This is a genomic window from Dermatophilus sp. B7861-1, from assembly GCF_058996045.1.
This window is the reverse complement of the sequence record NZ_CM180082.1, coordinates 201,399-224,104: the sequence shown is the minus strand read 5'-3', so window position 1 is coordinate 224,104 and position 22,706 is coordinate 201,399. Positions and strand designations below refer to the sequence as shown.

26 protein-coding genes are annotated in these 22,706 nt (G+C 58.2%); 11 read left to right on the top strand and 15 right to left on the bottom strand.

What is annotated here, in order from left to right; all coding sequences use genetic code 11:
- Nucleotides 1-28: 28 nt before the first annotated feature.
- From AC2T9U_RS00945 to AC2T9U_RS00915, 7 genes are all read right to left on the bottom strand, one after another.
- On the bottom strand, nt 29-439 hold the full coding sequence (locus AC2T9U_RS00945) for a hypothetical protein (protein ID WP_147279255.1): 411 nt from the start codon (nt 437-439) through the stop codon (nt 29-31).
- Nucleotides 440-528: 89 nt separating this feature from the next.
- Nucleotides 529-861, bottom strand: coding sequence for a hypothetical protein (locus tag AC2T9U_RS00940; protein WP_208304026.1), 333 nt, complete (start codon nt 859-861; stop codon nt 529-531).
- Nucleotides 862-1,116: 255 nt separating this feature from the next.
- Complete coding sequence (locus tag AC2T9U_RS00935; RefSeq protein ID WP_493696320.1) at nt 1,117-1,932, bottom strand: hydroxymethylpyrimidine/phosphomethylpyrimidine kinase; 816 nt, start codon at nt 1,930-1,932, stop codon at nt 1,117-1,119.
- A 12-nt stretch (nt 1,933-1,944) separates the two neighbouring features.
- Nucleotides 1,945-2,361 carry a Fur family transcriptional regulator gene (locus tag AC2T9U_RS00930; protein WP_493696319.1) on the bottom strand — a complete coding sequence of 139 codons (417 nt, stop codon included), beginning with the start codon at nt 2,359-2,361 and terminating at the stop codon, nt 1,945-1,947.
- A 13-nt stretch (nt 2,362-2,374) separates the two neighbouring features.
- Nucleotides 2,375-3,241: a metal ABC transporter permease gene (locus tag AC2T9U_RS00925; protein WP_208304029.1), complete on the bottom strand. Its 867-nt coding sequence runs from the start codon at nt 3,239-3,241 to the stop codon at nt 2,375-2,377.
- Entirely contained in the window at nt 3,238-4,050 is an 813-nt protein-coding gene (locus tag AC2T9U_RS00920) for a metal ABC transporter ATP-binding protein (RefSeq protein ID WP_341746869.1), read from the bottom strand. The genes AC2T9U_RS00925 and AC2T9U_RS00920 overlap by 4 nt, the downstream gene beginning before the upstream one ends.
- 2 nt (nt 4,051-4,052) lie before the next feature.
- The gene (locus AC2T9U_RS00915; RefSeq protein ID WP_493696318.1) at nt 4,053-5,099 is read right to left on the bottom strand and encodes a metal ABC transporter substrate-binding protein; all 1,047 of its coding nucleotides are present in this window, start codon (nt 5,097-5,099) and stop codon (nt 4,053-4,055) included.
- A 190-nt stretch (nt 5,100-5,289) separates the two neighbouring features.
- Here AC2T9U_RS00915 and AC2T9U_RS00910 point away from each other — a divergent pair, with 190 nt between their 5' ends.
- Nucleotides 5,290-6,336: an LLM class flavin-dependent oxidoreductase gene (locus AC2T9U_RS00910; protein ID WP_115031664.1), complete on the top strand. Its 1,047-nt coding sequence runs from the start codon at nt 5,290-5,292 to the stop codon at nt 6,334-6,336.
- Between the two features lie 15 nt (nt 6,337-6,351).
- Here the strand turns inward: AC2T9U_RS00910 and AC2T9U_RS00905 are convergent, their stop codons facing one another.
- The gene (locus tag AC2T9U_RS00905; protein WP_493696317.1) at nt 6,352-7,572 is read right to left on the bottom strand and encodes a TIGR01777 family oxidoreductase; all 1,221 of its coding nucleotides are present in this window, start codon (nt 7,570-7,572) and stop codon (nt 6,352-6,354) included.
- A gap of 206 nt (nt 7,573-7,778) precedes the next feature.
- Here AC2T9U_RS00905 and AC2T9U_RS00900 point away from each other — a divergent pair, with 206 nt between their 5' ends.
- Entirely contained in the window at nt 7,779-8,450 is a 672-nt protein-coding gene (locus AC2T9U_RS00900; protein ID WP_115031667.1) for an LON peptidase substrate-binding domain-containing protein, read from the top strand.
- Between the two features lie 47 nt (nt 8,451-8,497).
- Here AC2T9U_RS00900 and AC2T9U_RS00895 read toward each other — a convergent pair whose 3' ends face one another.
- The 6 genes from AC2T9U_RS00895 to AC2T9U_RS00870 all read right to left on the bottom strand — a co-directional run bounded on the left by AC2T9U_RS00895 (nt 8,498) and on the right by AC2T9U_RS00870 (nt 14,097).
- Nucleotides 8,498-9,652, bottom strand: coding sequence for a hypothetical protein (locus AC2T9U_RS00895; protein WP_115031669.1), 1,155 nt, complete (start codon nt 9,650-9,652; stop codon nt 8,498-8,500).
- A gap of 131 nt (nt 9,653-9,783) precedes the next feature.
- Nucleotides 9,784-10,599, bottom strand: a complete 816-nt coding sequence (locus AC2T9U_RS00890; protein ID WP_493696316.1) for a hypothetical protein — start codon at nt 10,597-10,599, stop codon at nt 9,784-9,786.
- 104 nt (nt 10,600-10,703) lie between these two features.
- Nucleotides 10,704-11,594 (bottom strand): D-hexose-6-phosphate mutarotase, encoded by an 891-nt coding sequence (locus AC2T9U_RS00885; RefSeq protein ID WP_493696315.1) that lies wholly within the window; start codon nt 11,592-11,594, stop codon nt 10,704-10,706.
- Nucleotides 11,595-11,686: 92 nt separating this feature from the next.
- A complete protein-coding gene (locus AC2T9U_RS00880) occupies nt 11,687-12,484 on the bottom strand; it encodes an inositol monophosphatase family protein (RefSeq protein ID WP_493696314.1) in 798 nt (265 codons plus the stop codon).
- Nucleotides 12,485-12,540: 56 nt separating this feature from the next.
- Nucleotides 12,541-13,161, bottom strand: a complete 621-nt coding sequence (locus AC2T9U_RS00875) for a hypothetical protein (protein WP_493696313.1) — start codon at nt 13,159-13,161, stop codon at nt 12,541-12,543.
- Between the two features lie 405 nt (nt 13,162-13,566).
- On the bottom strand, nt 13,567-14,097 hold the full coding sequence (locus tag AC2T9U_RS00870) for a hypothetical protein (RefSeq protein WP_493696312.1): 531 nt from the start codon (nt 14,095-14,097) through the stop codon (nt 13,567-13,569).
- Nucleotides 14,098-14,505: 408 nt separating this feature from the next.
- Between AC2T9U_RS00870 and AC2T9U_RS00865 the strand changes: the two genes are divergently transcribed.
- Together AC2T9U_RS00865 and AC2T9U_RS00860 are read left to right on the top strand one after the other, a co-directional pair.
- Nucleotides 14,506-15,642, top strand: a complete 1,137-nt coding sequence (locus AC2T9U_RS00865; RefSeq protein ID WP_115032847.1) for an App1 family protein phosphatidate phosphatase — start codon at nt 14,506-14,508, stop codon at nt 15,640-15,642.
- Between the two features lie 63 nt (nt 15,643-15,705).
- A complete protein-coding gene (locus tag AC2T9U_RS00860; protein WP_493696311.1) occupies nt 15,706-16,038 on the top strand; it encodes a rhodanese-like domain-containing protein in 333 nt (110 codons plus the stop codon).
- Here AC2T9U_RS00860 and AC2T9U_RS00855 read toward each other — a convergent pair.
- A complete protein-coding gene (locus AC2T9U_RS00855; protein WP_115031679.1) occupies nt 16,027-16,473 on the bottom strand; it encodes a DoxX family protein in 447 nt (148 codons plus the stop codon). The genes AC2T9U_RS00860 and AC2T9U_RS00855 overlap by 12 nt on opposite strands.
- 205 nt (nt 16,474-16,678) lie before the next feature.
- Here AC2T9U_RS00855 and AC2T9U_RS00850 point away from each other — a divergent pair, with 205 nt between their 5' ends.
- The 7 genes from AC2T9U_RS00850 to AC2T9U_RS00820 all read left to right on the top strand — a co-directional run bounded on the left by AC2T9U_RS00850 (nt 16,679) and on the right by AC2T9U_RS00820 (nt 22,641).
- Nucleotides 16,679-17,236, top strand: coding sequence for a DUF4242 domain-containing protein (locus tag AC2T9U_RS00850; protein WP_493696310.1), 558 nt, complete (start codon nt 16,679-16,681; stop codon nt 17,234-17,236).
- A complete protein-coding gene (locus AC2T9U_RS00845; RefSeq protein ID WP_115031683.1) occupies nt 17,233-18,345 on the top strand; it encodes an acyl-CoA dehydrogenase family protein in 1,113 nt (370 codons plus the stop codon). The genes AC2T9U_RS00850 and AC2T9U_RS00845 overlap by 4 nt, the downstream gene beginning before the upstream one ends.
- A complete protein-coding gene (locus AC2T9U_RS00840; RefSeq protein WP_493696309.1) occupies nt 18,306-19,049 on the top strand; it encodes an ABC transporter ATP-binding protein in 744 nt (247 codons plus the stop codon). Before AC2T9U_RS00845 ends, AC2T9U_RS00840 begins: the two co-directional genes overlap by 40 nt.
- Complete coding sequence (locus tag AC2T9U_RS00835) at nt 19,042-20,199, top strand: ABC transporter substrate-binding protein (protein ID WP_493696308.1); 1,158 nt, start codon at nt 19,042-19,044, stop codon at nt 20,197-20,199. Before AC2T9U_RS00840 ends, AC2T9U_RS00835 begins: the two co-directional genes overlap by 8 nt.
- 86 nt (nt 20,200-20,285) lie before the next feature.
- A complete protein-coding gene (locus tag AC2T9U_RS00830; protein ID WP_493696307.1) occupies nt 20,286-21,026 on the top strand; it encodes an ABC transporter permease in 741 nt (246 codons plus the stop codon).
- On the top strand, nt 21,023-21,613 hold the full coding sequence (locus AC2T9U_RS00825) for an NAD(P)H-dependent oxidoreductase (RefSeq protein WP_493696306.1): 591 nt from the start codon (nt 21,023-21,025) through the stop codon (nt 21,611-21,613). Before AC2T9U_RS00830 ends, AC2T9U_RS00825 begins: the two co-directional genes overlap by 4 nt.
- 299 nt (nt 21,614-21,912) lie before the next feature.
- Nucleotides 21,913-22,641 (top strand): S1 family peptidase, encoded by a 729-nt coding sequence (locus tag AC2T9U_RS00820; protein ID WP_208304048.1) that lies wholly within the window; start codon nt 21,913-21,915, stop codon nt 22,639-22,641.
- Nucleotides 22,642-22,706 lie beyond the last annotated feature (65 nt).

The following is a 22,706-nucleotide window of genomic DNA, read 5'->3' as shown; positions in this document are numbered from 1 at the left end:
CCTCATATGTCATGCCAAGGGCAAGATTTCAGCCGTCAAAAGAGGACAGGTCTTCATTCATCGTGTCGAATTCGGGCTGTTCACCGAACACCTCTTCCAGGTGAGCCAGCGCCCGCAGTACGTACTGCCGATCTTGCTCATCGATTTCCCCCACTAGTCGCAAGATCGTGAATCCTGCCGCTACCACGAGGGTTTCCAGGTCGGTGCTTTCTTCGTCTTCACCGATACGGTCCCCTAGGTCGTCGCCGAAAGCCTCAACGAGATCTTCGATGAGTGCTCCGTCTTCCAGTTCGCTACGACGTTGCCCCCAGGTGCGCAGCAGGTCTTCACCTTCGGGGCTGCCAAATGGCGCGTAGGCATCGTCTACGTTGTCGTAAATGTCATCTGTGAAGTGAGCAGCGAATACGGAATGTTTTGACGGAAGAGGCGTCTGAGACATGTCCCCAGACTGCATTTCCCTGCTTCCCGATTCAAGCGGCCCGGGAAATCACCACGTGCATCCGGGTGTGGTTCGCCTCACATCTGTGATCAGTGGGTGTCCTCGAGACCGGCGATGGCTTGCTCTAGTGCGTGTAGTCCGGAAAGTTCGGTGACGATCTGGTGCATTTCTAGCTCTTGATCCCAGTCCAGGGTTTCGGTGACGCAGTCGATGCAGGAACGTGTGCAGGTGCTGTGCTTATTGCCTTCTGCGCAGTCCATGCACATGAATCCGTCACAGGTGGCGCAGCGTTCACCGAGGATGTCATCTGCCTCGAGCAGAGCGAGGGTGGCGTTATGCATGCTGGTGGCTCCGGCGAATCCCTGCTCCATGACGGTGCGGTGTGTGGTTTCGTCGATGTCGTCGTGGTGTTTGTTGTTCATTGTTTCCCCCAGGTGTGTTTCGGCGGGCCCAACCGCCGAGCGATGGTTCCCCTTTTGTCTGTGTGTCTGGCTGCCTGCCGGACACACACCTCATCGGCCCTGGACGAGTGATCAATAGGAATTCGGAGGAACTTTTGTGACGTGCGTCCAAGACGATGTCCTTGAACATCTATCCGAGTGCCGTAGAAGGCTTTCGGCCCCGCTGGCGCTGTGGAAGGCAAGCGCAGTGGGGCCGATCTTGTCGACAAGTTTGGCTTAGCGGTTTGTTTGGCGGAGCACGTCGAAGGGGGTTCCGACAATCATTCGCTGCTGAATGCCCTGCGTAACAAATTTTTTAGCGACTCTTGCTGCTTCTAGGTGTGTAGTTCCTTGAGCGAGCTGGGCTGTGACGGCTGCGGCGAGGGAACATCCTGCGCCGGAAACAGCATGCTCGCCTACTTTGGGTTCTCGGAGTACCTCGAGCGTGGAGCCGTCGTAAAAAACGTCGATGGCTTCAGGACCCTCGAGTCGTACTCCGCCTTTGGCCATGACGGTGGCGCCGAAGGCGTCGTGTATGCGCTGAGCCGCTTCAATGAGTTCTTTTTCGTTGGCGATTTTTTCCATTCCTGACAGTGCAGCGGTTTCGAAATGGTTAGGGGTGATAAATGCTGCTTTGGGGAGAATGTGTTGTTTGAGGGCATTGTCTGTTTCCAGGGCTGCGCCTGGCTCTTGCCCTTTGCAGATAAGAACAGGGTCGACAACTAGGTTGCTGACTTGTTGTTCCTGGAGCACGTTTGCTGTGGCCTCAATGAGGGCGGAAGTGCCCAGCATGCCTGTTTTGACTGCTCCGAATGTGTGGGTGGCGAACTGGGCTTCGAGCTGGTCGTGGAGAACGTCTGGGTCGATGGCGAACAGACGGTGGTTCCAGTTGTTTTTAGGGTCAAAAGAGACAATGCATGTCAAAGCGGCGACACCAAAAGTACCTAGGGCTTGGAAGGTGCGCAGGTCCGCTTGAGCTCCGGCGCCGCCGGTGGCTTCGGAGCCTGCGATGGTTAGAGCTGCAGGAAGGTTGTGATGGGTGTCATGGGTCATGCGGTCATGGTGTCACGCATTGGGTGGGCTGGGTTGTGCTGAGCATGAGGCGCACAAGCCGAATAGTTCAAGGCTGTGCGAGACGTCAGTGAATCCGTTTTCGTTAGCCATGGCGTCGGCCCAGCTCTCGATGGAGGTGCCACGAATCTCGACGGTGTAGCCGCATTGGCGGCAAACGAGGTGATGGTGATGTCCTTCGGTGTCGCACCAGCGGTAGATGAGTTCACCGTCGGCATTGCGGAGGACATCGACTTTTCCGGCGGCGCTCATAACTCCCAGAGTGCGGTAAACGGTGGCTAGGCCAGCACGGCTTCCGCCTTCGGTGAGTCTGGCGTGCACTTGTTGGGCTGAGACGAAGTCGCCGCCTGTTTTAAGGAGTGCTTCGATGGCGGCTCGTTGGCGGGTGTTACGTCGGCGGGGCTCAGCCATGGGTACCTCGAAATTACTGGGGGGTGGGGCTGTGCCGCACTTTACGGCGTCGACGGTTCTCCCTGACGTGAGTGATGCGATGGGTGAGATGGGTGACAAGGGAGATGACAGCGAACAGCGAAATTGCGATGACAACAATAGTCGCCCCTGAGGGGGTGCTGAGATAATAGGAGGCACTAACCCCACCCACACTGCACAGCACCCCGATGAGCACAGCCCATGCTGCCGCGCGCGCGTAGCTGCGGGCAAAAAGCTGGCTGGTGGCGTTGGGCACAATCATGAGGGCGCTGATCAGAAGTAGGCCAACAACTCGCATAGAGACAACCACGGTCACGGCTGTCAAGACAGTCAGGAGAATGTTGAGTGGGAGCACAGGCAGCCCGACTGCGCGGCTGTATTCGGGATCGGCGGCGATGGCGAAGAGGCGCCGGCGCAAAAGTACTGCAACGCTGACGACGATCGCGGACAGGATGGCGAAGATGATCAGGTCGGCGGGTTTAGTGGTGGTGATGGCGCCGAAAAGGTAGGAGTCGAGATTTGCGCCGCCAGTAGTGACACGGGCCATAAGAACAACACCGAACGCGATTCCTCCGTAGAACATGAGGGCCAGCGCAGTGTCTCCAGAGGTGTGGCCGGAGGCGCGTACAAGTTCGATGAGGATAGCGGCGATCACGGTGACGATCAGGGCCATACCGATGGGGTGAGTAGCTGTGAGCAGTCCGATAGCTACGCCAGCCAGGGCGACGTGTCCGATGCCATCACCGATGAGAGACAGCTGTCGTTGGACGAGGAAGATTCCCACGGTGGGCGCGGTGATACCGACGAGGAAGGCAGCGAGTAGGGCTCGCTGCATGAAGGCAAAGTCGAGCATCTGAATCATCGGTGTTTCTCCAGGCCAGTGATGGGAGGATTGGGTGGTGTCTCAGGTGAGTGGCCATGGTGATGCTCGGCCCATTCAGAGATGTGCCATTCATGCGCACGGTATTCTTCGGGGGTGCCATCGAAGTCAACGAGTCCCGCTTTGATGGCGACAACTCGGCTCAGTAATGGCGCGAGAGCGGTGACTTCGTGCGTGACGATGAGTTGGGTGACTCCCTCATCAGCGAGTGCGACAAGGACTTCAACAAGTGCGTCTTGGTTGGCGGCGTCTACTCCGGCAGTGGGCTCGTCCATGATGAGCACTTCGGGTTGAGCGGCCAAGGCTCGGGCTATGAGCACTCGGCGGTGTTGCCCTCCGGAGAGGTTGGCGACGCGGTGTTCAGCGAAGTCGGCCATGTCGACGCGAGCAAGGCTTTCGGCGACGATGGCACGGTCGTGTTTGTTGGGTCTGGCGATGATGCCTTGGTGAGGCAACCGGCCGGTGGCAACAACTTCGGCGACGGTGGCCACGACGGAGTCGGAAAGGGTGTGACGCTGAGGGACGTAGCCGAGTCGGTAACGGCGGGTGAGGTTGGCCAGAGGTTCGCCGAAGAGTTCGACGCGTCCAGATAGGTGCGAGTTAAGGCCAAGCAGGCCACGCACAAGGGTGGATTTTCCACTGCCGTTTGGGCCAAGTAGGGCCACGCGCTCACCTGAGGTAATGCGTAGATCGACGCCGTGGACGATCTCTTCCTCGCCGTAGCCGAAGCAGGCCCTCTCGAGGTCAATGATGGTTGAGGGGGTCTGCTTCGGCGAAGGTTGCGTGGGCACGGTCATGCACACCCTTGACCGGTGCGTAGAACGCCTAGGTTGTTTTTCATACGGTCGATGTATCCACCGGCCATGGAAACCGCGACGTTGTCGAGTTCAGCACGCTTAGTTTTGGTTTCGTTGGCGACAGCATCAACGGATGCGGATTTTTCGCCTTTTTCGGCGTACACAGTAGTGACTTTATTCGCCTTAATGCGGTTGCTGATTTCGGCGAGGCGGGCGGGGTCAGGTTCACCGTCGTTGAGTACTCCAGCCAAGCCAACCTGGTTGAGCCCGTAGCGTTTGGCCAAGTAAGCGAAAGAGGTGTGGCCAGTGACGATGTCTTTAACGGTGCATTTGCTCAGACCTTGTTTGTACTCGTTATCCAGGTCGCTGAGTTCTTTTTTGTAGGCGGTGGCATTGTCGCTGTAGGCCTGTTTGTTGGTGGGGTCGATCTCGCCGAGTTTCGCGGCGATCTGATCAACGGCTTGGCTGTAGAGGACGGGGTCGAGCCAGAAGTGAGGATCGTTGGGGCCGTGGTTATGGCCTTCGTGGTCGTGCCCATCGTGGTCGTCGTGTGCGTCAGTTTTTGTGGCGCTGGGTGATTCTTTACCGTGGTCGTGACCATCATGGTCGTGACCATCATGGTCGTGACCGTCATGGTCGTCTTCTTCAGCTCCGCTTGAGGGCAGCGCGGCGAGTTTAGACAGGTCGAGTATCTGTTTAGCTCCGGCGGACTCGATGGCACTGTCGGCAGAGGGTTGCATTCCTTTTTCGTAGACGACTAGGCCAGCGTTACTCACACTGCCGACTTGCTGGGGGGTGAGTTCCACGTGGTGGGGGTCTTGGCCATTTCCTGTGAGGTTGGTGACCTTGACATGTTTGCCGCCGACTTTTTCTACGGCATGGGCGAGGGGGTAGAAGGATGCGACCACTTCGGTTGCGCCATTGTCCGCGTTGCTTGTTTGAGCGTTTTGGCTACCGCCACATGCGGCAGTAAGAGCAAGAGCGCTGGCGGCAGCCGCCGAGAGAACTGTGCGAGCGGATAAATAAGGGTCTTTAGTGGTCATGATCCAATAATCATTTTTATTGGGAATCATTGTCAAAGTTCTAAGGCGCTTTGGAGCGTCGCGTTGCACACCACAGCTCAGCCCCACGCAAACAGTTCCAGGTGTGAGACCGTGAGGTACACAACACTCCTATATACAGGGGCGCTCATGACGAACGGGAAGCGCCCGTAAAGCAGATAGGCACCCAGGGATGACGGACACGCCGAAATTATCGGTACTCGATCTGGTACCGGTTCGCAGTGGACAAACAAGTGGCCAGGCAATCGAGGCTTCCCTGGCATTGGCAAAGGTGGCTGATGAAGCTGGTTTTACGCGCTATTGGGTTGCCGAACACCACAACATCGAAGCTGTCGCTTCGACGTCACCGGCGATCATGATTGCGCTGCTGGCATCGGCAACGAAACGTATTCGGGTGGGGTCAGGGGGCGTGATGTTGCCTAACCATGCGCCATTGGTCATTGCAGAACAGTTCGCTTTTTTGGAAGCAGCTTTCCCGGGGCGGATTGATTTGGGGATCGGCCGGGCACCAGGAACCGATCCAGTGACGCAATGGGCTTTGCGTTCTGGAGGTGCTGTTGGTCCTGAAGGTGACCCGGTGGCACGGTTTCCGGAATTTGTGCAGCAGGTGGTGGCATTCATGTGCCCCGATGGCGCGGGTATCCAGATCGGGGGACGGCCTTTCCATGTATCAGCTACACCGAACGCCGTTTCCGAATCTCCTGTGTGGCTTTTGGGCTCTTCGGATTATTCAGCGCGATTGGCGGCGAGGTTTGGACTGCCATATGTGTTCGCGCATCACTTTTCTGGAGTGGGGACGGCTGAAGCACTGGCTCTATACCGGGAGAACTATGCCGGCGAGGAGGAGCCACGTTCGCTGTTGACGGTGAATGCGGTGGTGGGCGATACCAAGGAGGAGGCGTTGCTGTATGCCCGGGCCCAGCAGCACAACATTGCTGCGATTCGTACTGGCGCTCCTCGATTGCCCATCTTCACGTTGGAAGAGAGCATGCTCGCCACGCCACGGGTGCCCGATGATCAGTTTGATGAGCTGATGGGTTCGTGGCATGTGGGTACAGCTGAAGAAGTTGCTGAATCGATTACGGCGTTGGCGCAGCAGTTCGAGGTCGATGAGGTGATGATTCAACCGGTGGGGTCGGCTAAGGAGTCGGACCCTTATGAGCGCGTACCGAATCGTGAGCGCACCGTTCGTGACTTGGGGCGGCTCTTGCTGGGGTGATTCTTCTCGGCGGTCTCAGGTCAGAAGTTTTTCGCGTCCCAGTTCGTGCTTAAGCGCTGCGGTGAGCTGGGGGTAACGGAATTCGTGGCCGATTCTGGCGAGCACTCCGGGCAAGACGTGTTGGCTGGCAAGGGCAAGTTCGCGGGTTCCTTGGCTGCCGAGTAGGAGCATAGGCGCTTGGCTTGGGGTGGGGAGGAAGGCTGGGCGATGAAGTACTTTGCCGATGCTGGATGCCCAGTCTTTTTGTTTGACGGGGTTGGGTGCGACGGCGTTGACGGGGCCGTGGAGGCGGTCGTCGACGAGGGCGCGGTAGTAGATGTCGATCAGGTCGTCGAGAGCGATCCAGGGGAGCCATTGCTGACCTCCTCCAAGAGGTCCGCCAAGTCCGGCCTGATAGAGAGGCCGTTGTAGGCCTAGCACACCGCCATGGCTGGATTGGACGATTCCGGTGCGTATGTTGACGACTCGCCCTGCTGCGGTGTGGGCGTCAGCTTCCCAAGCTTGGACTACGTCGGCAAGGAACCCTTGGCCTCGACAGGAAGTTTCATCGACGGGTTCAGGGCGATCATTTCCGTAGATGCCTACTGCAGAGGCGCAGATGAAGGGTCTTGTGCCGGCGAGGTGGGCTAGGGCTGCTGTGGGGCCGATGCGGGAGGACCAGATGATTTTTTTGTGTTCGCCGGTGAAGCGGCCAGCAATGGATGCACCAGCGAGGTGGACTACTGCATCCACGCCCTCGAGGAGATCTGGGGTGGGGTTGTTTGTGTCCCAGAAACGTTCACTGCGGATGAGGTTGCCGTCGTTGTCAGTAACGCAGGCGGATTGGTCTGCTTTTCTTCTAACGAGGTGGACTACTCGGTGTCCGCCTGTGGTCAGCAGGGCAGAGAGTTGTCGTCCGACTAGGCCTGATGCGCCGGTGATTGCCACTGTCATGGGTTCGGGGTGGAGTTGGCGCATCGTGCGGTGAGCGGTGAGATCTTTTTCTAGGACAGCGTGTCGGAACGCAAACATGGATCGCAGCATCGCGCCGGGGACATTAGAAAGCACTGAATCGGTGATGCGGGTTCCTTCGCCGACTTCAGTGAAGTCGTGTTGGTGTCTCCAGTAGAAGAAGCGTTCTCCTAGGCTGCCCAGAGCTGGGATGGTTCCGACATCGACGAAGCGGTGTGGTGGCCGGTAGTCCTGGGGTTGATGTTGGGCAACCCAGATTGGCCCCCAGGGGCTACCGAAACGCAATAGTGCTGTTCCGTCTGCAAGTGAATGTGCTTCTTGGTGAGGCTGTATCGGGGCGAATGGCGGCGATAGCCGCAGGAACGCCCCAGGCCGCATGTGCCATGAAAAAACTTGTGACAGAGGGAAATCCACGACTTGAGAGGTAACGAGTCCCATGCACCGAACCTACCCGGACACTGCCTGCTACGCATTCGCGCAATAATTCTTGTATGGCCCGGCTCCCACTCTTCCCCCTCAACACCGTCCTCGCGCCGGGAGCCGCTCTGCCCCTACAAATCCACGAGTATCGGCATCTGCAACTGATTCGTGATGTTGTCCGCAGTCCAGAAGGACCTGAATTCGGAGTGGTGGCCTTGCGTCATGGCCGTGATCCGGATGAGCGTGCCCGTATTCGCACTACTGTCACTGGTTGTAGTGCTGTTTTACAGAATGTCGACAACATTGGGTCTGGCCGCCTTCACCTCGACGTTCGTGGGAAGGATCGTTTCCGTGTCGACAAAATTTTGGATGAACCTCTTCCATACGTCGTTGCCGAGGTGACGTGGCTGTCCGAGCCAGATGGAGATGCGGCAGCACTGCCCTCATTGGCTCGTCAGGTGCGCTCCCGCCTGTACAACTATTCGACGATGCTTGGCCAAGATGCTCCGACGAACTTTGAACCGCGTAGTCGCCGTGACGTCGATAGCGCACGCCGGTTGTCTTACGGTGTTATTGATCACACCGTTCTCAGTCTTGACGAGAAGATTTCCCTACTCGAGGCGGAGTCAACTGAGCAACGTCTTATTCGTGCGCGTCGACTTTTGAGCCGTGAGATTGATTTGATTCGGTTGTTTCACGCGATACCTCAGGAGATTGATCCTTCAGCCATCAATCCGAACTGATTTTCTGGTTGATTTCATGTTCTCCGACTTACGGGGTTTTCCTGCTGTTAGTTGCGTTGCAGTAGTTTTTCGATGAGTGATCGGCGTCGGGTTTGTTCGTCACAGTTTTCGTCTTCGCGATCGAACCAGGCATCGACGTCCACGATGACTGTGGCGTGGGAGGCTGCGCTTGAGCCGTCGGCTCTATCAGACCAGGGAGAAACTGCTTCTTCGCCGGTGACGGGGAAGGCTGCGTGTTGGTGTTCACGCGGTACTTCTGGGGTAGCTGCGTAGGTCACTTGTTCGGTCACTGAGGCCGTGTTTTGGGCGCTGCTTTGGTCAGCTTGGCTGGTTACCGGGGGTTCTGCGTGCGCGGGGGTTTCGCCCTGCGGGCTGTTTTTTCCAGTTTCCTCGGTGATGCGGGCTCGGGCTCGGGCGCGCGCGGCGGCAATGGCATCAAGATCTAGTGACGCTGTTGGTGTTGTCTGGTCAACGGCGGGTGGGACAACAGCTGGCTTTGGTTGGGGTGGGGGTGCATCAGCAATCGTCATATCGGCGTGACGAAACACTTGCTCTAGGTGTTCGTGCGGGTCAAATTCGTTTGTGGATGCGATGAAGGTTTCTCGTACGCCAGAAAACTCACCCTCATCGTCATCAGGGTCGCCAGGGGCTGATTCGCTGGTTCCTGCGTGTTCGCGGATGATGAGGCGTCCTCCCCCAGCGTGGACCCAATCGCGGCTGAAGGCCGAGTAGCCAACTTCTAGTTCCCAGTCGGGCATGGACAGGAGGTGTTCGTCGGTGAGTCGGCTGCCAGGGTAGATGTGGGCAGCTAGTCGCAGTTCTCGGCCGCGTTCTTTGGAGATGCGCAAGATGTTTTCGAAGTCAGCTTTTTCGGCGCCTTCAAGGCGGGCGAGGTTGACGCGGCGTTTTTGGAGTTTGCGGATGCTTTTGGCGAGGTGGACGACTTCAGGGGTGCGGGTGGCGTAGAGGTGCAGCATGGCTGCGAGTTCACCAGCGAGGTCCTCGGCTGCGGAGGCTTGCCATAAGACACCAGGTGGAGCATCTGGTGCTGAGTCGAATACTTCACTGGGGGTGAGCTGCAGGTGCAACAGTTGCCAGGCGTAGCTCTGGCCTTCGTGTAGAAGGGCGATCCAGCGGGGGTTGATGCCGTTGTTCACCCGGGGGGTGGATCCGATAAGGATCGAAGCGGTCACTGCGCTCATCGCGTTCACCTCCGAGGGCGGTTGGCGCCGGTGCGTCGACGGACCCCGGTCGTTCTTTCAGGCTAGGAAGGTGTATGCGAAGCGACAATCGCGGTTGCCGACAACAAGGCTCAGCTGATGGCATGGTGTTATCAGGCGGCGGGCTCTTCGGGAATGCCTGGGGTTTCTTTACGGATGAGCAGGTAGGCACCCAACAGGGCGGTAACCAAACCGATGGGGACGAGCCAGTAGGTACCGGCGCGGGGTAGTTCGTTGAGCATGATGAGGCCATATGCCGCGGGCACAAGGGTGCTCATGAGGTAGTTGGTGGACAAGACGGTGACTCCGTCAGCCTGGGCAAGGCCGCGGGTGAGGTGCATTTGGCCAAGAACGAGGCCACCCATGAGCAAGGTTCCAGCGGCCCATGTGGTCCAGGGCCAGGTCCAGGGTTGGATGAGGTTGAGGGAGTGGTCGGCAACGATAAGCCGGGCTGCGATGGCGCTGATGGCAAATCCGGTACCGCCAAAGACACCAGATACGGAGGGCGGCAGGGGAAGAAAGAACGCGATGAGGCAGATGGCGACCACGGCGGCAACGACGGCTAGGTCATCGATGCCGGTGGGAGGAACGGTGCCAGGCACAGTGGTGGCGGCAAGGATGGTGATGCCCAGAACGACGGCGCCGATAGATGCCCATCCCAGTGGTGCGATACGACGGCGGCCGCTGGCATGTTCGATGATTGCGGTAACGGCTAGGCCCCCGACGATGCATGCCTGCACGATGAGCAGGGGCAGGGTTTGGCGGGCGGCGAGGGTGAAGACGAAGCCGAGGCCTTGGCAGCAGGTTCCGATCCACCAGGTTTTAGAGGCGAGAGGGCTGCCCTCATCTTTGGATCCGGTGGATAGTTGAGCGCCGCCGATGCCGTAGGCAAGTACACCCAAGGCGAGTGCGGCTGTGCTGAGGATCATGAAGAGGAGCGAGGGCTGTTGATAGGGCACGGTGTGAACCTACCCGGACACGCGGTGGCCACATAGGTGGGGCGTGTCCGGGTGGTTGGTGGGCTGTGTTGGAGTCAGAGTGCGCGTAGGCCGTAGGTGGCGCGCATGGTGTGGGAGCCTCCTGCGGGAAGTTGCACGGCTTTGGCGAGTGCGTTGGCGGTTTCGAAGCAGACCATGTGTGTCCATTCGTCGTCGCCGAAGTCGGGCAGTGCTGCGGCTTTGGTCTGCCAGGGGTTCCAGATGACGGTGCTGGCTGAGCCGCTTTTGGTGAGGGTGATGGCGCGGTTGTTGCCGGGGTCGATGATTTCGGCGGTGCTGTCGTGGGCGTAGACACGGTCGGTTTCGCGAGTGAGTCTCAAGGGGCCGGACTGGGCGTTGACAGCACGTCCGCCGGGGGCTTTGTCGGCGTAGCGGGTGCCGTCAAGGCCTTCGACGCTGATGGTGGTGACGTCGGATACAGCGATGTAGGCGTGGAGGGCTTCTTCGAGTTCGTAGTCTTCGTCGCTGGTGATGGTGAGTGCGAGGTCGAGGTTTTTTCCGAAGGTGACGGTGTATTCGCCGCGGATGCCGGTCGGGGTGCCTTCGGGGAGGGTGGCGTTGGCTGCGTCGATGGTGAAGGTGAGGGTGGCCGTACCGTTGCTGTCGGTGGTGGCAGCACTGAGTTCCCAGGTATTGGTGCGGAACCATCCGTGGGCGGGTTTTTTGTCGTTGCGTTTGCCTGGGCCGAACCAAGGTGCACAGATGGGGATCCCGCCGCGGATAGCGGTGCCAGGTTCAAAGGTGGAGTGTTGGCTCATCCACAGGACGGGGTCGGCGCCGGAGGGTGTCCATGCGGTGATGTGTGCGCCGTAGAGGTAGATCTCGCCGGTTGCTGTGGGGGTGTCGATGCGCAGAACGGGTAGTTCGTTTTGTCCTTGGGTGAGGGTCACACCGGTTGGCAGTTGTGAAGGGTCGATGTTCGGCATGTTTTGAAAGTACCCGCGGCATACCTGTTTTGGCGGCTTGGGCTGCATCTCACGGTCGACATCGCTGGTGGTGTCGACCGTGAGGTGGGGTGTTAGTGGAAGAGTGCAGCACCTTCGGTGGTGACGATTTCCCAGATGTGGGCGGTGGCGGCGGGGATGAGTCGGCTGGTGTGTTGGCGTCCTGCGTGGTATTCGGTGCCGTCTGCGTATCGGATGACGCCACCGAGTTCGCGGATGAAGAGGCTCCCCGGGGCGTGGTCCCAGGGTTTGTCGGACCAGTAGACGATGGCGTCGGCGGTTCCGTTAGCAAGCCAGGGGTAGTCGACGCCGCAGCACCAGGCGGAGGAGTAGAGAGTGAGGTCGCCGGAGGGGCCTTCTTTGACGGGGTTGGAGGTCAGGATGCGCAGCTCAGCGGGGTTGTTGCTGCGTGGGATGGGGTTTAGTCGGGTGTTGTCGAGGTAGAGGCCGGCGCCTTTTTCGGCGACGTAGGCGTGGCCGAGTTCGGGTTGCCAGATCCAGCCGCGGACGGTTTCTCCGTGGGCGAGTTCGGCGAGCATGACTGCGTGTTCTTTGCGGCCGTTGACGAAGTTTTTGGTGCCATCAACTGGGTCGATGATCCAGGCGCGGGGAGCGTGGGCTAGTTTTTTCAGGAGGGTGGGGTCGGCTGCGGTGGCTTCTTCGCCGACGACGAGTGCTTCAGGATCGTGGCTGTGTAGCCAGTCTGTGACGGCTTTTTCGGCTTCACGGTCAGCGATGGTGACGAGGTCTCCTGGGTTTTTTTCCATGACCTCGTCGTCCCCGAGTTTTCGGAATCGGGGGGTGATGTATTCGGTTGCGACGTGTTTGAGCAGCTCTAGTACGGCGTCGGTTTCGAGGCGGTGAGCATCCACTGTCTAAGCGTGGCACAGGTTGGTGGCCGGTGGCGTTGGGTTTGGTGTGGTGGGGTTTAGGCGCGGTAGTCGTGGGTGGAGCGGGTGAATCCTTCTTGGGCGTAGGCGGCGCGGATTTGGCGGGCGCGGTTTTCGCGGTGAGGGCTGGATGGGCGTAGGGGGCGGGTGCGTTGGTTGGTGGCGCGTCGGCGGGAGGTGTATGTGGTGATGTCTGCGGCGACGTAGGTGTTTCCTGTGGTTAGGGCGGCGTTGGTGGGGCCTGCGTCGAGGATGTTTTGGCGGTCGATGCTTTGGGTGGGGGTGTCGCGGATGATTGAGTGGACGCTTGCTAGTCCGTCGTCAACGATTTCGGCTTCAACGATGCCGGTGTGACGTGGGTAGAGGGTCTGGGTGTGAGGACGGCTGGTGGTGCCGGTGGCGTGGCTTCGGTTGCCGTTGATGTGTCGTATCACTGTGGTGGTCAGGGCCCAGATGGGGGCGGTGATGGTGATGATGTTCAAGGTGGTGGAGTACCAGGTGGGCGCGCCCTCGAGGAGGCAGACGAGGTGGCCGATGACTAGGGCGGCACAGGCGATGGTGATGACAAGGCGTTGGTGGCCGTGGGTGCGTGCTGTGATGGCGGTTGCGGTGCCGGTGAGTGCAGCAGCTGCGGCCATGATGATGTGTGCGGTGTCCATGACGGTTTCCCCTGATTCGATGCCTGGTGTCGGGGGCCGCTCCCCAGCGGCCCCCGACTTTCAAGCAGATCCCCCTGCCTGAACCGCAGCAGCTGTGCCCTGGTCGTGTGGTGTTCACGACCCCCCAAGGGCGGGCGGCCTGAGGAAGGGGGCCGCCGCTGTGTGCTTGGTGCGGTGTAGTCACAACTGTACTGGACGTTTGTCCATACATCATTTCTGGTTTTGGACGGTCGACCGTTAAATTCCCAGTTCAGGTTGTTTTCCAATTGTTTTCGTGCGTTTATCTTGTCGACATGAACTACGTGGAGCGTCTTGGACGGTGGTGTTAGTTGATTTGCCTGAGGGCATGAAAAGGCCCCAACCACGTGGTGGTGGTTGGGGCCTTAGGTTAGGCGCGTACCGGGGTTAGCTGTGTTGGTTGGTGTTGCAGGCTGCGTCCTGGCAGGTGTTGCAGGCTGCGCCGAGCGCGCAGGCGCTGAGGCATGCGGTGGCGATGATGGGGTTAAGTCCCAGTGCGGTGGCGAGGGCGAAGATGATTCCTAGCAGGAGAATAGTTCCCAGAGCCAGGGTTGCCCAGAGCAATGCAAGGCGGACCGCTACTCCTGGTTCGGTGTCCTTTGCCGGGGTGGTGAGTGACTGAGCGTCGGTTGCTGTGCCCTGGTGGGGGGTGGGTGCGGGATCTAGAACTGGTTCGAGCACGGGGTGCAGTTCGGGGCTATCGGCGGTTTCTTCAGAAGTAATTCCGTGGCGGGCGGACCAGACGATATCTAGTCCGTGGCTGTGACGGCATCCGATACCTGCTCCGCGGCCTGGATTGTCGTGGCGGCGGGGTAGTGCATGGCGAGTAGGGCGCAGACCACGGCTGGCACGGCGAGTGACGGGGCGTGCGGCGTGTGGGCGCGCGGGGCGAGCGTGTGCGCGGTGGGGGCAGTTCATTTCGCCCTCCGTTTTGGTGACACGCCGGTGATGGTGACGGTGTTATTAGGCATCCGTGCCCTCTCTTTCCCGGGTCCTTCCGGGGATCGTGTTCATCACGTTCATGGGGGTGTGGGGGCGGTTGCCCCTGCCGTGGTTGAACCTGACCTGCTTTTTATCGGCATGGGTCACGGAGCTTGAAGTTTTTAATGAACTTTGTTTCCGCAGGTCAAACCACACTTTAGGGTGGGTTTGGTGTGTGTTGTTGAAGATGAGAAGGATTCGTCACCGTGAAGAGTTAGCGGGATATATTTAAAAGGGGTTTACATGGTGGGCTGGGGTCTGCTGGTGAAATGCTCTGTGTGAGGTGGGCAGGATTGTCGTGGTGTGGCCTGCCTTGCTGGCAATAGATCGCCTACCGTCTCTTCTATGGCTCGACCTCACGCAGCGGCCCGCATCGAGACACGGGTGAATTCAGCAATCACGCGCACTTTGCGTAGACATGGCTGGAAGGGCCGCGCATTGGCGCATACCGGCTACGGGTCGGTGGATTTTGTGCGCGTGATGGGACGTGTGGTGCTGACGCGCGGCGAAGTAGAGCAAGGGCAGGCTCGACCAGATGTGGGTGATTGGATTCGGTCACCGCTGACAGATCAGATGCGTGGTTGGCGTGCCTTTATCACCGCGCAGCTTGCTCATGCCCCAGTAACTGTGACGTTGAATGGGCAGGATTATTCGACGACAACGGATCAGAATGGTTACGTCGATCTGATCATTACTGATCATGACTTGGAGCCGGGGTGGCACGAGGCAAAGATCCAGCCAGAAAATGGCTTGTATGACGTGGCGCGAGTGAACATCATCTCTCCGGACGTACGGTTCGGCATTGTTAGCGATATTGATGACACTGTTATTTCAACGTCGTTACCGCGTCCGTTGATCGCCGCGTGGAACACCTTTGTTCTCAAGGAGCAGGCGCGCCGGATCGTGCCTGGTATGGCGCCGATGTATCGAGATTTACTGGCGGAGTTCCCGGGATCACCGATTTTTTACTTGTCGACAGGTGCGTGGAACACGGCTGATACGTTGACGCGGTTTTTGGATCGGCATGGCTATCCGGCGGGGCCCCTGTTGCTGACTGATTGGGGCCCGACGAACACGGGGTGGTTCAGGTCTGGGCAGGATCATAAGCGTCGGAATCTGCATCGGTTGGCAACGGAGTTTCCGCACATCCGGTGGGTTCTTGTGGGTGATGACGGACAGCACGATCCTCGTATTTACGGTGATTTTGCTCGTGATCGAGCTGATGTAGTTCGAGCTATCGGTATCCGTGAGCTGACCCCGGCTGAGCAGGTGTTGTCGCACGGTTTACCGCTGTCTGTCGAGGGGTTTTCGCCGCGGGTGCATCGCCCCGTTCCGGTGGTGCGTGCTCCTGATGGGTACGGGTTGGGTCCACAGATGCGTGCAGCGTTAGGGATTGGGGCATCGCGGTCTGCATTGGCTCCGCGGGTAATTCGCACTTCGCAAGACAAGGGTACGCAGGATGGTAGTTCACGGGCCGATTAGTAGTGATTGCCTGAGGTAGGTGCTGCGTTGCTGTGCTAGCGGGTTGTCTGGACACTGGTGGCTATGACATTGAGTGATGTTCCAGAGGTCAAGCCGGGCGATATTCCTGTCGGTGCCCTTGTGATTGATGTGCGTGAGATCGATGAGTGGGTAGCTGGACATGTGGTGGGTGCGCGACATGTGCCGTTGAGTGAGCTGCCTGACCGCTTGAGTGAGCTGCCTCAGCAGGAGCAGCTGTTCATTGTGTGTCGTTCAGGCGGACGGTCAGCTCGGGCGGTTGCGTTTCTGTCCGGTTGTGGTTTCGATGCAGTCAATATTGCAGGTGGAACGTGGGCGTGGCATGAAGCTGGCCTGCCGATGGAGAGCGAGAACGGGCAGAAGCCTTCAGTGATGTGACGGCTGTTCGCTGCCACGATGGCGCCGCATGTTGTGCAGGAGCGCATCGACGCTGAATCGTCCTGCTCCGCTCACGGCGAGAGTGATCGCTACTGCACCGATCATGCCTACTAGTTCCCAGCCGCCATTTTTAATGAAAATCCCGTGCCCGATATGAGCAATGACGAATGCGCCGAACATGTTCGCAGTGACAACAAGAGCTGTGAGGACGGTCGCAGCTCCTAGAACTATGAGAACTCCACCTATCAATTCGATAGTGGCAGCAGCGGTAGCACTGAGGTAGGGCACGGGAGCTCCCATGCGGGTGAAGGCGGCAGCGGTGGCAGAAAGGCCATCGAGGAAGAACTTCTGCCAGCCGTGCGCAATAAGCACTGCGCCAAGGAGGAGGCGGGCAAGAAGAAGTGCGGTGGCGCGAAAAGAGCTAGGCAAGCTCATGAATGTCCTTTCTCGAGGATGCTCCTGGTGAAAGCAGGCTAGATGCCCAACTTTTGGGCTAGGAGCTAGCTAAACCGACTTAATGTGAATATTCAACTAACGAAAATAGTACACATGTCGGCGTCGCTGCATTATGGTTCCCATAACGCAGCGACGCCGACATGTTGCGTTTCACAACCACATTCACCACACACAGGAGCAACACATGAACACACCCCGCCTCGCCCTCATCGAAGTCACCCCTACCGACCCCAGCCCAGAAACTGCCCTGCCCCTCATTGACACCATCGCTGAACGCGCTGCCACCGCCAGCACCCACATCATCGAATCCGAAATCACCCAAAGCGGATCCCGCATATTCATCATTCTTGAAACTCCCAATCTCGACGCACTCACCACTGCGCTAACCCAGCACCCCATCCCGCATGTCAACGAAATCAGCGAACCCACCCCCGTCCGACTCATCGGAGCCAACCTCGAAGACCTCAAAGCCCAACGCCCCTCCGCTGGCTACCTCGTCGAATGGGATCTACCCGAAGAACTCGACATGGACACCTACCTAGCCAACAAAAAACGCAAAACCCCGCTCTACGCCAATGTCCCCGAAACCACCTTCCTTCGAACTTACGTTCGAGAAGACATGGCCAAATGCCTCTGCCTCTACAACGCTCCCGATGAAAACGCCGTCAAACGCGCCCGCGAAGCCGTCAGCACCCCCATCGACCGCCTCTTCGCCCTTGCCCCTGGAGCTACCCCCTCATGACCACCACACCCACTATCAACCACGACCGCTACGCAACGGCGTTAGCCACCGTGGCAACCCAGGCCACCAACGTCGACGCCAACCGCGTTGACCCCCGCACAGCCATGCATGAAATTCTGCGCAGTGGCATCTTCGAACCAACCCTGACTCCCCTAGCCAACGGCACTCCAGCGGTAGACATCCAAGACAGCACACAAGTACTGGCCGACCTCGCCTACGAATGCATGACCACAGCATTCACCACCTGGGCACACCGGATGGTGCTTGAATTCTTCGCCCGCGGCCAACGCTCGCCCCTGGCCGAAGAAATATTCACCGAGCTGCGCTGCGGGCACCGCACCGGCGTCACCGCCATGGCTGCAGGCATGAAAGCACTCGCCGGTCTAGAACCGTTACCTATCCAAGGGCGTCGAAATAGTGACGGCAGCATCACTGCCTCAGGGCGCATCGCGTGGGCTAGTAACCTCATTCCCGAATCGGTCATCGTGCTCCCCGTTGAAATACACGACAAGAACACACCGAATCGTGCACCTGAGCAGGTCGTAGCTTTCCTGCATTACGAAACTTCTGGCCTGACCGTGCGACACATCAGCGGACTCTTGGCCTTGGAGGCCACTGCCTCAGGAATGCTGCTACTGGAAGATGTGCACATTCCCACCACGCAGGTGCTCTGCGCGGACTTCGCTTCATTCGCCAAAGCATTCCGGCCATCGTTCCTTTTGCACCAAAGCGCATTGGCGCTGGGGTTAGCTCATCGCAGCCTCACCGAAGCCAGCGCGAACACCGGTCACAGCCCTACTCATCCGCTCCAGAGAACCGTCGAAAACCTTCATAGCCATCTGGAGACTCTCACTAGTGACTGGAAACACATGGCGGCCACCCCTGAACGCATCACACCGATAGATCTGCTCCAACTGCGCCTTGATGCCGCGCTCACTGCTGCCAATGCCGCTCACGCGGAGAGCGCTACTGCCGGAGGAGCTGGATATATCGCTACCAGCGGGCCAGCTAGGCGCCTGCGCGAGGCCTCATTTTTTCCTGTTCAGTCTCCATCGGAAGGTCAGTTGCGGTGGGAGATCTCCTCGCTCATCTCGTCAATGTCCAGCTGAGTCGAGGCGGAAAACCGGTTCTGCACGATGTTGATCTTCAGGTGCAGCGCGGTGAATCTCTCGCACTACTCGGGCCTAGCGGGGCAGGAAAGTCCACCGTGCTGCGTATTCTCGATGGCACACTGCGCCCTGACAGCGGTACCGTCACGCTGCGAGGTACCACTGGCGGCTCACCTCGCTGTGCAGTAGCCCTGCAGGATGCTGACCTGTTCCCCTGGCTGACGATTGCCCAAAACGTAGCTTCTGGAGCAGAATTCACCCCCCACCATCACCGGATTAGCCCTGCCCGTGTTACTGACCTTCTCACCCGGCTCAACCTGACTCATGTCGCCAACTCCTACCCGGATCACATTTCTGGAGGACAGGCCCAACGTGTCTCTTTGGCTAGAGCACTGGCAGTAGAGCCTGAGCTGCTGCTTCTCGATGAGCCGCTGTCAGCGTTAGATCCCCTCATCCGCAACGATATTCAGGAGTTTCTTAAAGCTGAGTGTCACCGGATCGCAGCAACATGTGTTCTGGTTACACACGATGTTGATGAGGCGCTCGCTCTGGCTGACCGGGTAGTTCTGCTTGGTGGCTCCGGGCAGCGCGGCCGTTTCAGCCATGCATGGGACGTGCCTCGGCAAGCCAGCGAGCGCGCTGAGGTGCGCGAAGAAGTGCTGGCAGCCTACCGACCTACTGAAGTAGCTGCTGCCCATGTCTGAATCTTTTCCTCGCCGAAGGTTCCTCACGCTAGGTGGCAGGGTCGCAGCTGCTGGTCTTATTGGGGCGCTTACTCTCAACGGCGGCCGAGTTGCTCTGAGTAGCTCAGCCAAGCACGCCACGCATGCCAATCATCTCGGGCGCCCGCTACGAATTGGATATTTGCCGATCACCGATGCCGCTGCTCTGCTCATCGGACACGAAAATGGTTATTTTGCTGCCGCAGGTACACCTTCTGACCGCCCTGTCATGTTCCGTACGTGGGAGTCGCTCGCTCACGCGTTACTTCTAGGCAAGGTTGATGTCGCTCACCTACTGATGCCGCTAGCGATTCAGATGAGAATCGCTCGTCACGCTCCCATTCGAGTTGTTGCTTGGGGACATACTCATGGCAGTGCCCTCACCGTCCGTCCTGACATCACTAACGTACGTGACCTAGCAGGGCACACTCTCGCCGTGCCGCAGTGGTGGTCGATTCATAATGTTCTTCTTCAACAACTCCTGACACACGCTGGGCTTTCCGCAGCGCTTCCTGGCACAAATACCGGCAACGTTCACCTGGTCGTGATGCCACCAGCAGAGATGGTCTCCGCGCTGGCGGCGAAGAAAATTTCGGGTTTTGTTGTCGCCGAGCCTTTCCCCACCGTTGCAGCATCAACCGGTATCGGGCACACCCTGCGCTACCTAGGTGACCTATGGCAAAACCATGCTTGCTGCGGCATCGTGGTTCGCGACGAGCTCCTGACTAATCATCCGCAGGCAGTTGCTGCCATCGTCCGCGCCATCATCCATTCTCAAGACAGCATCACTGCTGACCTTCCTACTGCTGCGACCCATCTCATTCACGGGGCGTACTTGCCCCAGGCTGGGCATGCACTCACGCACGCCCTGACCCGGTCAACATCTGATGCGACCATCACCCAGCACGCTGACTGGCATGGTGAGCGCATCGGTTTTGCGGCTTATCCCCGTCCCAGTTACACCGCGCGTCTAAGCGAACTGCTGCGCAGCACTCGCATTGACGGCGACACAACTTTTCTCACCAGCCTCGATCATGTCCACGAAAAACTTGTTGAACCGCGATTTGTTGAAGCCGAACTACGTCGACTCGGCCGTCCGGTCTCTAATTCCACTGAGGAAATCGCCCCATGAGAAGAAACTCATCTCGCTTTAGCCCAGTGTCCCCTGCTCTTCTACCGTTTCTCGGGCTCACCTCAACCGTAGCTATCTGGTGGTTTGTGACTGTTGTGCTCTTGCCTGACGTGCCTTTGATCAGTGACCTGACTCCTGCTGCCACGCTCAATGGCTTCATTGGACTTATTCGAGCAGGGACGTTAATCCCTGATGCCAGTGCCAGCATGTTTCGCCTAGTTGGGGGTTTATTTATCGCAGTCGGGCTAGGGATCGGTTTGGGCATAATCATCGGAGTAAACGCCGCTATCGATGCCGCGACTCGCCCTATCTTGTTGTTTCTTCGGATGGTTTCTCCGCTGTCGTGGGCGCCACTGGCTATCGGCGTTTTCGGTATCGGAAACTCTCCAGTCATCGCGTTGGTAGCTACTACCGCCTTATGGCCGATCGTCTTGGCTACTAGTGAAGGTATCGGCCATATTGACTCCCGACTCCTGGTTGTTGCCCGAGCTTTCGGGGCCACCAGAGTTCAGGTTGGCTACCGCGTTGTTTGGCCTTCGATTCGCCCTCGTGTGCTCGGCGGGATCCGCAGCGCAATCGGTGTTGCTTGGGTTGTGCTGGTTCCAGCTGAGATGTTCGGAGTCACTAGCGGGCTTGGATATCAGATCCTTAATAGCAAAGATCAGCTCGCCTATGACCGGCTCGGCGCTCTTCTTGTCGTTATCGGGACTCTTGGCTATTGCGTTGATGTGCTGGCCCGGTGGCTGCTGCGCACCCCACGTGAACGTCGTGAAGAGTCTCAATCTGCACACGCCTCTTATAGCGACCTGCAAGGAGTGCCTTCATGAGCAAAGTCATTGTTGTTAGTGCTGGTCACAAACCACAGTCGACTACTGAGCGTCTCGCGGTTGAGATCGCTACGTCACTGGATGGCAAACCTACGTGCCCGGCCACGTCGCATGTCGCTCTGAGTATGTGGGGCAGCTCGATCGCCGCTGGCTTAGTGACGTGTGATTTGTCTCCTGAGCTGGTGTCGATTCGTGATGATCTTGGATCAGCGGAGGGGATTGTGGTGGTTACTCCTGTGCATCACGCCTCATATAGCGCTCTCTTCAAAGCGTTTTTCGATCAACTTCCTCGCGGCATTCTTGCCGGCATCCCCACTCTGATGGCTGCTTCAGGCGGTTCTGGCCGTGACGCGCTCATCCTCGATATGGCTTTGCGTCCGTACTTGGCTGCGTTACGCATGCTCGTTACCCCGACCGGGATCATGGTTGCCCCGGAGGATAGAAACGCTCAGGGGGTTCTTCTGCCTAGTGTTAGCGATCGCATTGATCGGGCCACTGCTGAGTTTGTCGCTCTTCTTGGGCATCGCGCCAATCAGGTGAAGGGCGATTGCTCACCCGTAAGAGACGCTATCGGAATGGCATGCTGATCTGTTTCTGCGGGCGAGCAGCTCATTTTCAGACATATTGCGAAAACACAGAGTTTTCGCCGTGTCGAATAGCTTCTGGTCGATGTTTGATGTACCTCTCATTACGAACAAAATTCTGAGTCTGTTCATTTTTCGACGGTCTGTTAGACGCTCTCCTCTGCCAACTTCTTCACCCCTTTTGGAGAGTGCGGACTGCCTCATATTTTCACCGTAAAGCTTTGTGCGACACATGCTTTCACCAGGAGGTATCTCATACCTGCGGTGATATGATAATGACTCTCATTACCGAAAGGGAGTACATGAAACGTTTCACCACTCTTGCAGTCACCTGCATGACCGCACTCGCCCCTGTCGCGCTCCTCGCCACTCCCGCAGAGGCCATCGCAAAGGGAGAGAAGGCAAACCATCCCGCACTGGTTCAAATCCATATCTTCGATAAAGAAGACGGCACTCCACACAAATGCACTGGCTCCGCGCTGACTGATGAGTGGATCCTTACCGCAGCTCACTGTGTAGAAGGCGAAAAACCTAACGATCCAGACGTTCCAGCTGAAAAACTGAAAGTTTTTCACTCGAACGATAAAAAGAACCCTGGGCCTGCTGAAAAAGTTGACCGGTTCGTCACACACAAACGCACAGACATGGCCCTGCTACACCTAGCCACCGCTCATAAATCAGCTCACATGAAAGTCAGCACTGGAGCTTCCCCGCAGCCAGGTCAACGACTGGACCTATACGGTTTCGGCAAAGGATTCCAAGACGCTGAAGTGAACTGGCTCCACAAAGCCACAGTGGAAGTAATAGGCGCCGAAAATCACCTCAACGCAGGCCAGGTATTCAAAGTGAAAGGCATCACCGGCGCCTCCAACCACGGCGACTCTGGTGGCCCAATGGTTGATAACAAAGGTGAGCTAGTCGGCGTAAACGTCATTGGTTCGCACGGAATTTGGGCCGACCCCTACTCCGAATCCAAGGCCGTAGACGTGCACGCATACCGCGACTGGATCAAGTCTGTCGCTGGTGTCTGATAACCCCACGAGGGATAACTGAAGTTAGTCGGCCACCTCAGAAGCCGCGACTTAGAGCAGCCCTG

Coding starts and splice junctions, on each gene's coding strand:
- AC2T9U_RS00945 (WP_147279255.1), bottom strand. CDS start 439: ATGTCTCAGACGCCTCTTCCGTCAAAACATTCCGTATTCGCTGCTCAC.
- AC2T9U_RS00930 (WP_493696319.1), bottom strand. CDS start 2,361: ATGGCTGAGCCCCGCCGACGTAACACCCGCCAACGAGCCGCCATCGAA.
- AC2T9U_RS00895 (WP_115031669.1), bottom strand. CDS start 9,652: ATGAGCGCAGTGACCGCTTCGATCCTTATCGGATCCACCCCCCGGGTG.
- AC2T9U_RS00865 (WP_115032847.1), top strand. CDS start 14,506: ATGGCTCGACCTCACGCAGCGGCCCGCATCGAGACACGGGTGAATTCA.
- AC2T9U_RS00910 (WP_115031664.1), top strand. CDS start 5,290: ATGACGGACACGCCGAAATTATCGGTACTCGATCTGGTACCGGTTCGC.
- AC2T9U_RS00820 (WP_208304048.1), top strand. CDS start 21,913: ATGAAACGTTTCACCACTCTTGCAGTCACCTGCATGACCGCACTCGCC.
- AC2T9U_RS00870 (WP_493696312.1), bottom strand. CDS start 14,097: ATGAACTGCCCCCACCGCGCACACGCTCGCCCCGCGCGCCCACACGCC.
- AC2T9U_RS00925 (WP_208304029.1), bottom strand. CDS start 3,241: ATGATTCAGATGCTCGACTTTGCCTTCATGCAGCGAGCCCTACTCGCT.
- AC2T9U_RS00940 (WP_208304026.1), bottom strand. CDS start 861: ATGAACAACAAACACCACGACGACATCGACGAAACCACACACCGCACC.
- AC2T9U_RS00825 (WP_493696306.1), top strand. CDS start 21,023: ATGAGCAAAGTCATTGTTGTTAGTGCTGGTCACAAACCACAGTCGACT.
- AC2T9U_RS00875 (WP_493696313.1), bottom strand. CDS start 13,161: ATGGACACCGCACACATCATCATGGCCGCAGCTGCTGCACTCACCGGC.
- AC2T9U_RS00900 (WP_115031667.1), top strand. CDS start 7,779: ATGGCCCGGCTCCCACTCTTCCCCCTCAACACCGTCCTCGCGCCGGGA.
- AC2T9U_RS00860 (WP_493696311.1), top strand. CDS start 15,706: ATGACATTGAGTGATGTTCCAGAGGTCAAGCCGGGCGATATTCCTGTC.
- AC2T9U_RS00935 (WP_493696320.1), bottom strand. CDS start 1,932: ATGACCCATGACACCCATCACAACCTTCCTGCAGCTCTAACCATCGCA.
- AC2T9U_RS00890 (WP_493696316.1), bottom strand. CDS start 10,599: ATGATCCTCAGCACAGCCGCACTCGCCTTGGGTGTACTTGCCTACGGC.
- AC2T9U_RS00885 (WP_493696315.1), bottom strand. CDS start 11,594: ATGCCGAACATCGACCCTTCACAACTGCCAACCGGTGTGACCCTCACC.
- AC2T9U_RS00845 (WP_115031683.1), top strand. CDS start 17,233: ATGACCACCACACCCACTATCAACCACGACCGCTACGCAACGGCGTTA.
- AC2T9U_RS00915 (WP_493696318.1), bottom strand. CDS start 5,099: ATGACCACTAAAGACCCTTATTTATCCGCTCGCACAGTTCTCTCGGCG.
- AC2T9U_RS00835 (WP_493696308.1), top strand. CDS start 19,042: ATGTCTGAATCTTTTCCTCGCCGAAGGTTCCTCACGCTAGGTGGCAGG.
- AC2T9U_RS00855 (WP_115031679.1), bottom strand. CDS start 16,473: ATGAGCTTGCCTAGCTCTTTTCGCGCCACCGCACTTCTTCTTGCCCGC.
- AC2T9U_RS00850 (WP_493696310.1), top strand. CDS start 16,679: ATGAACACACCCCGCCTCGCCCTCATCGAAGTCACCCCTACCGACCCC.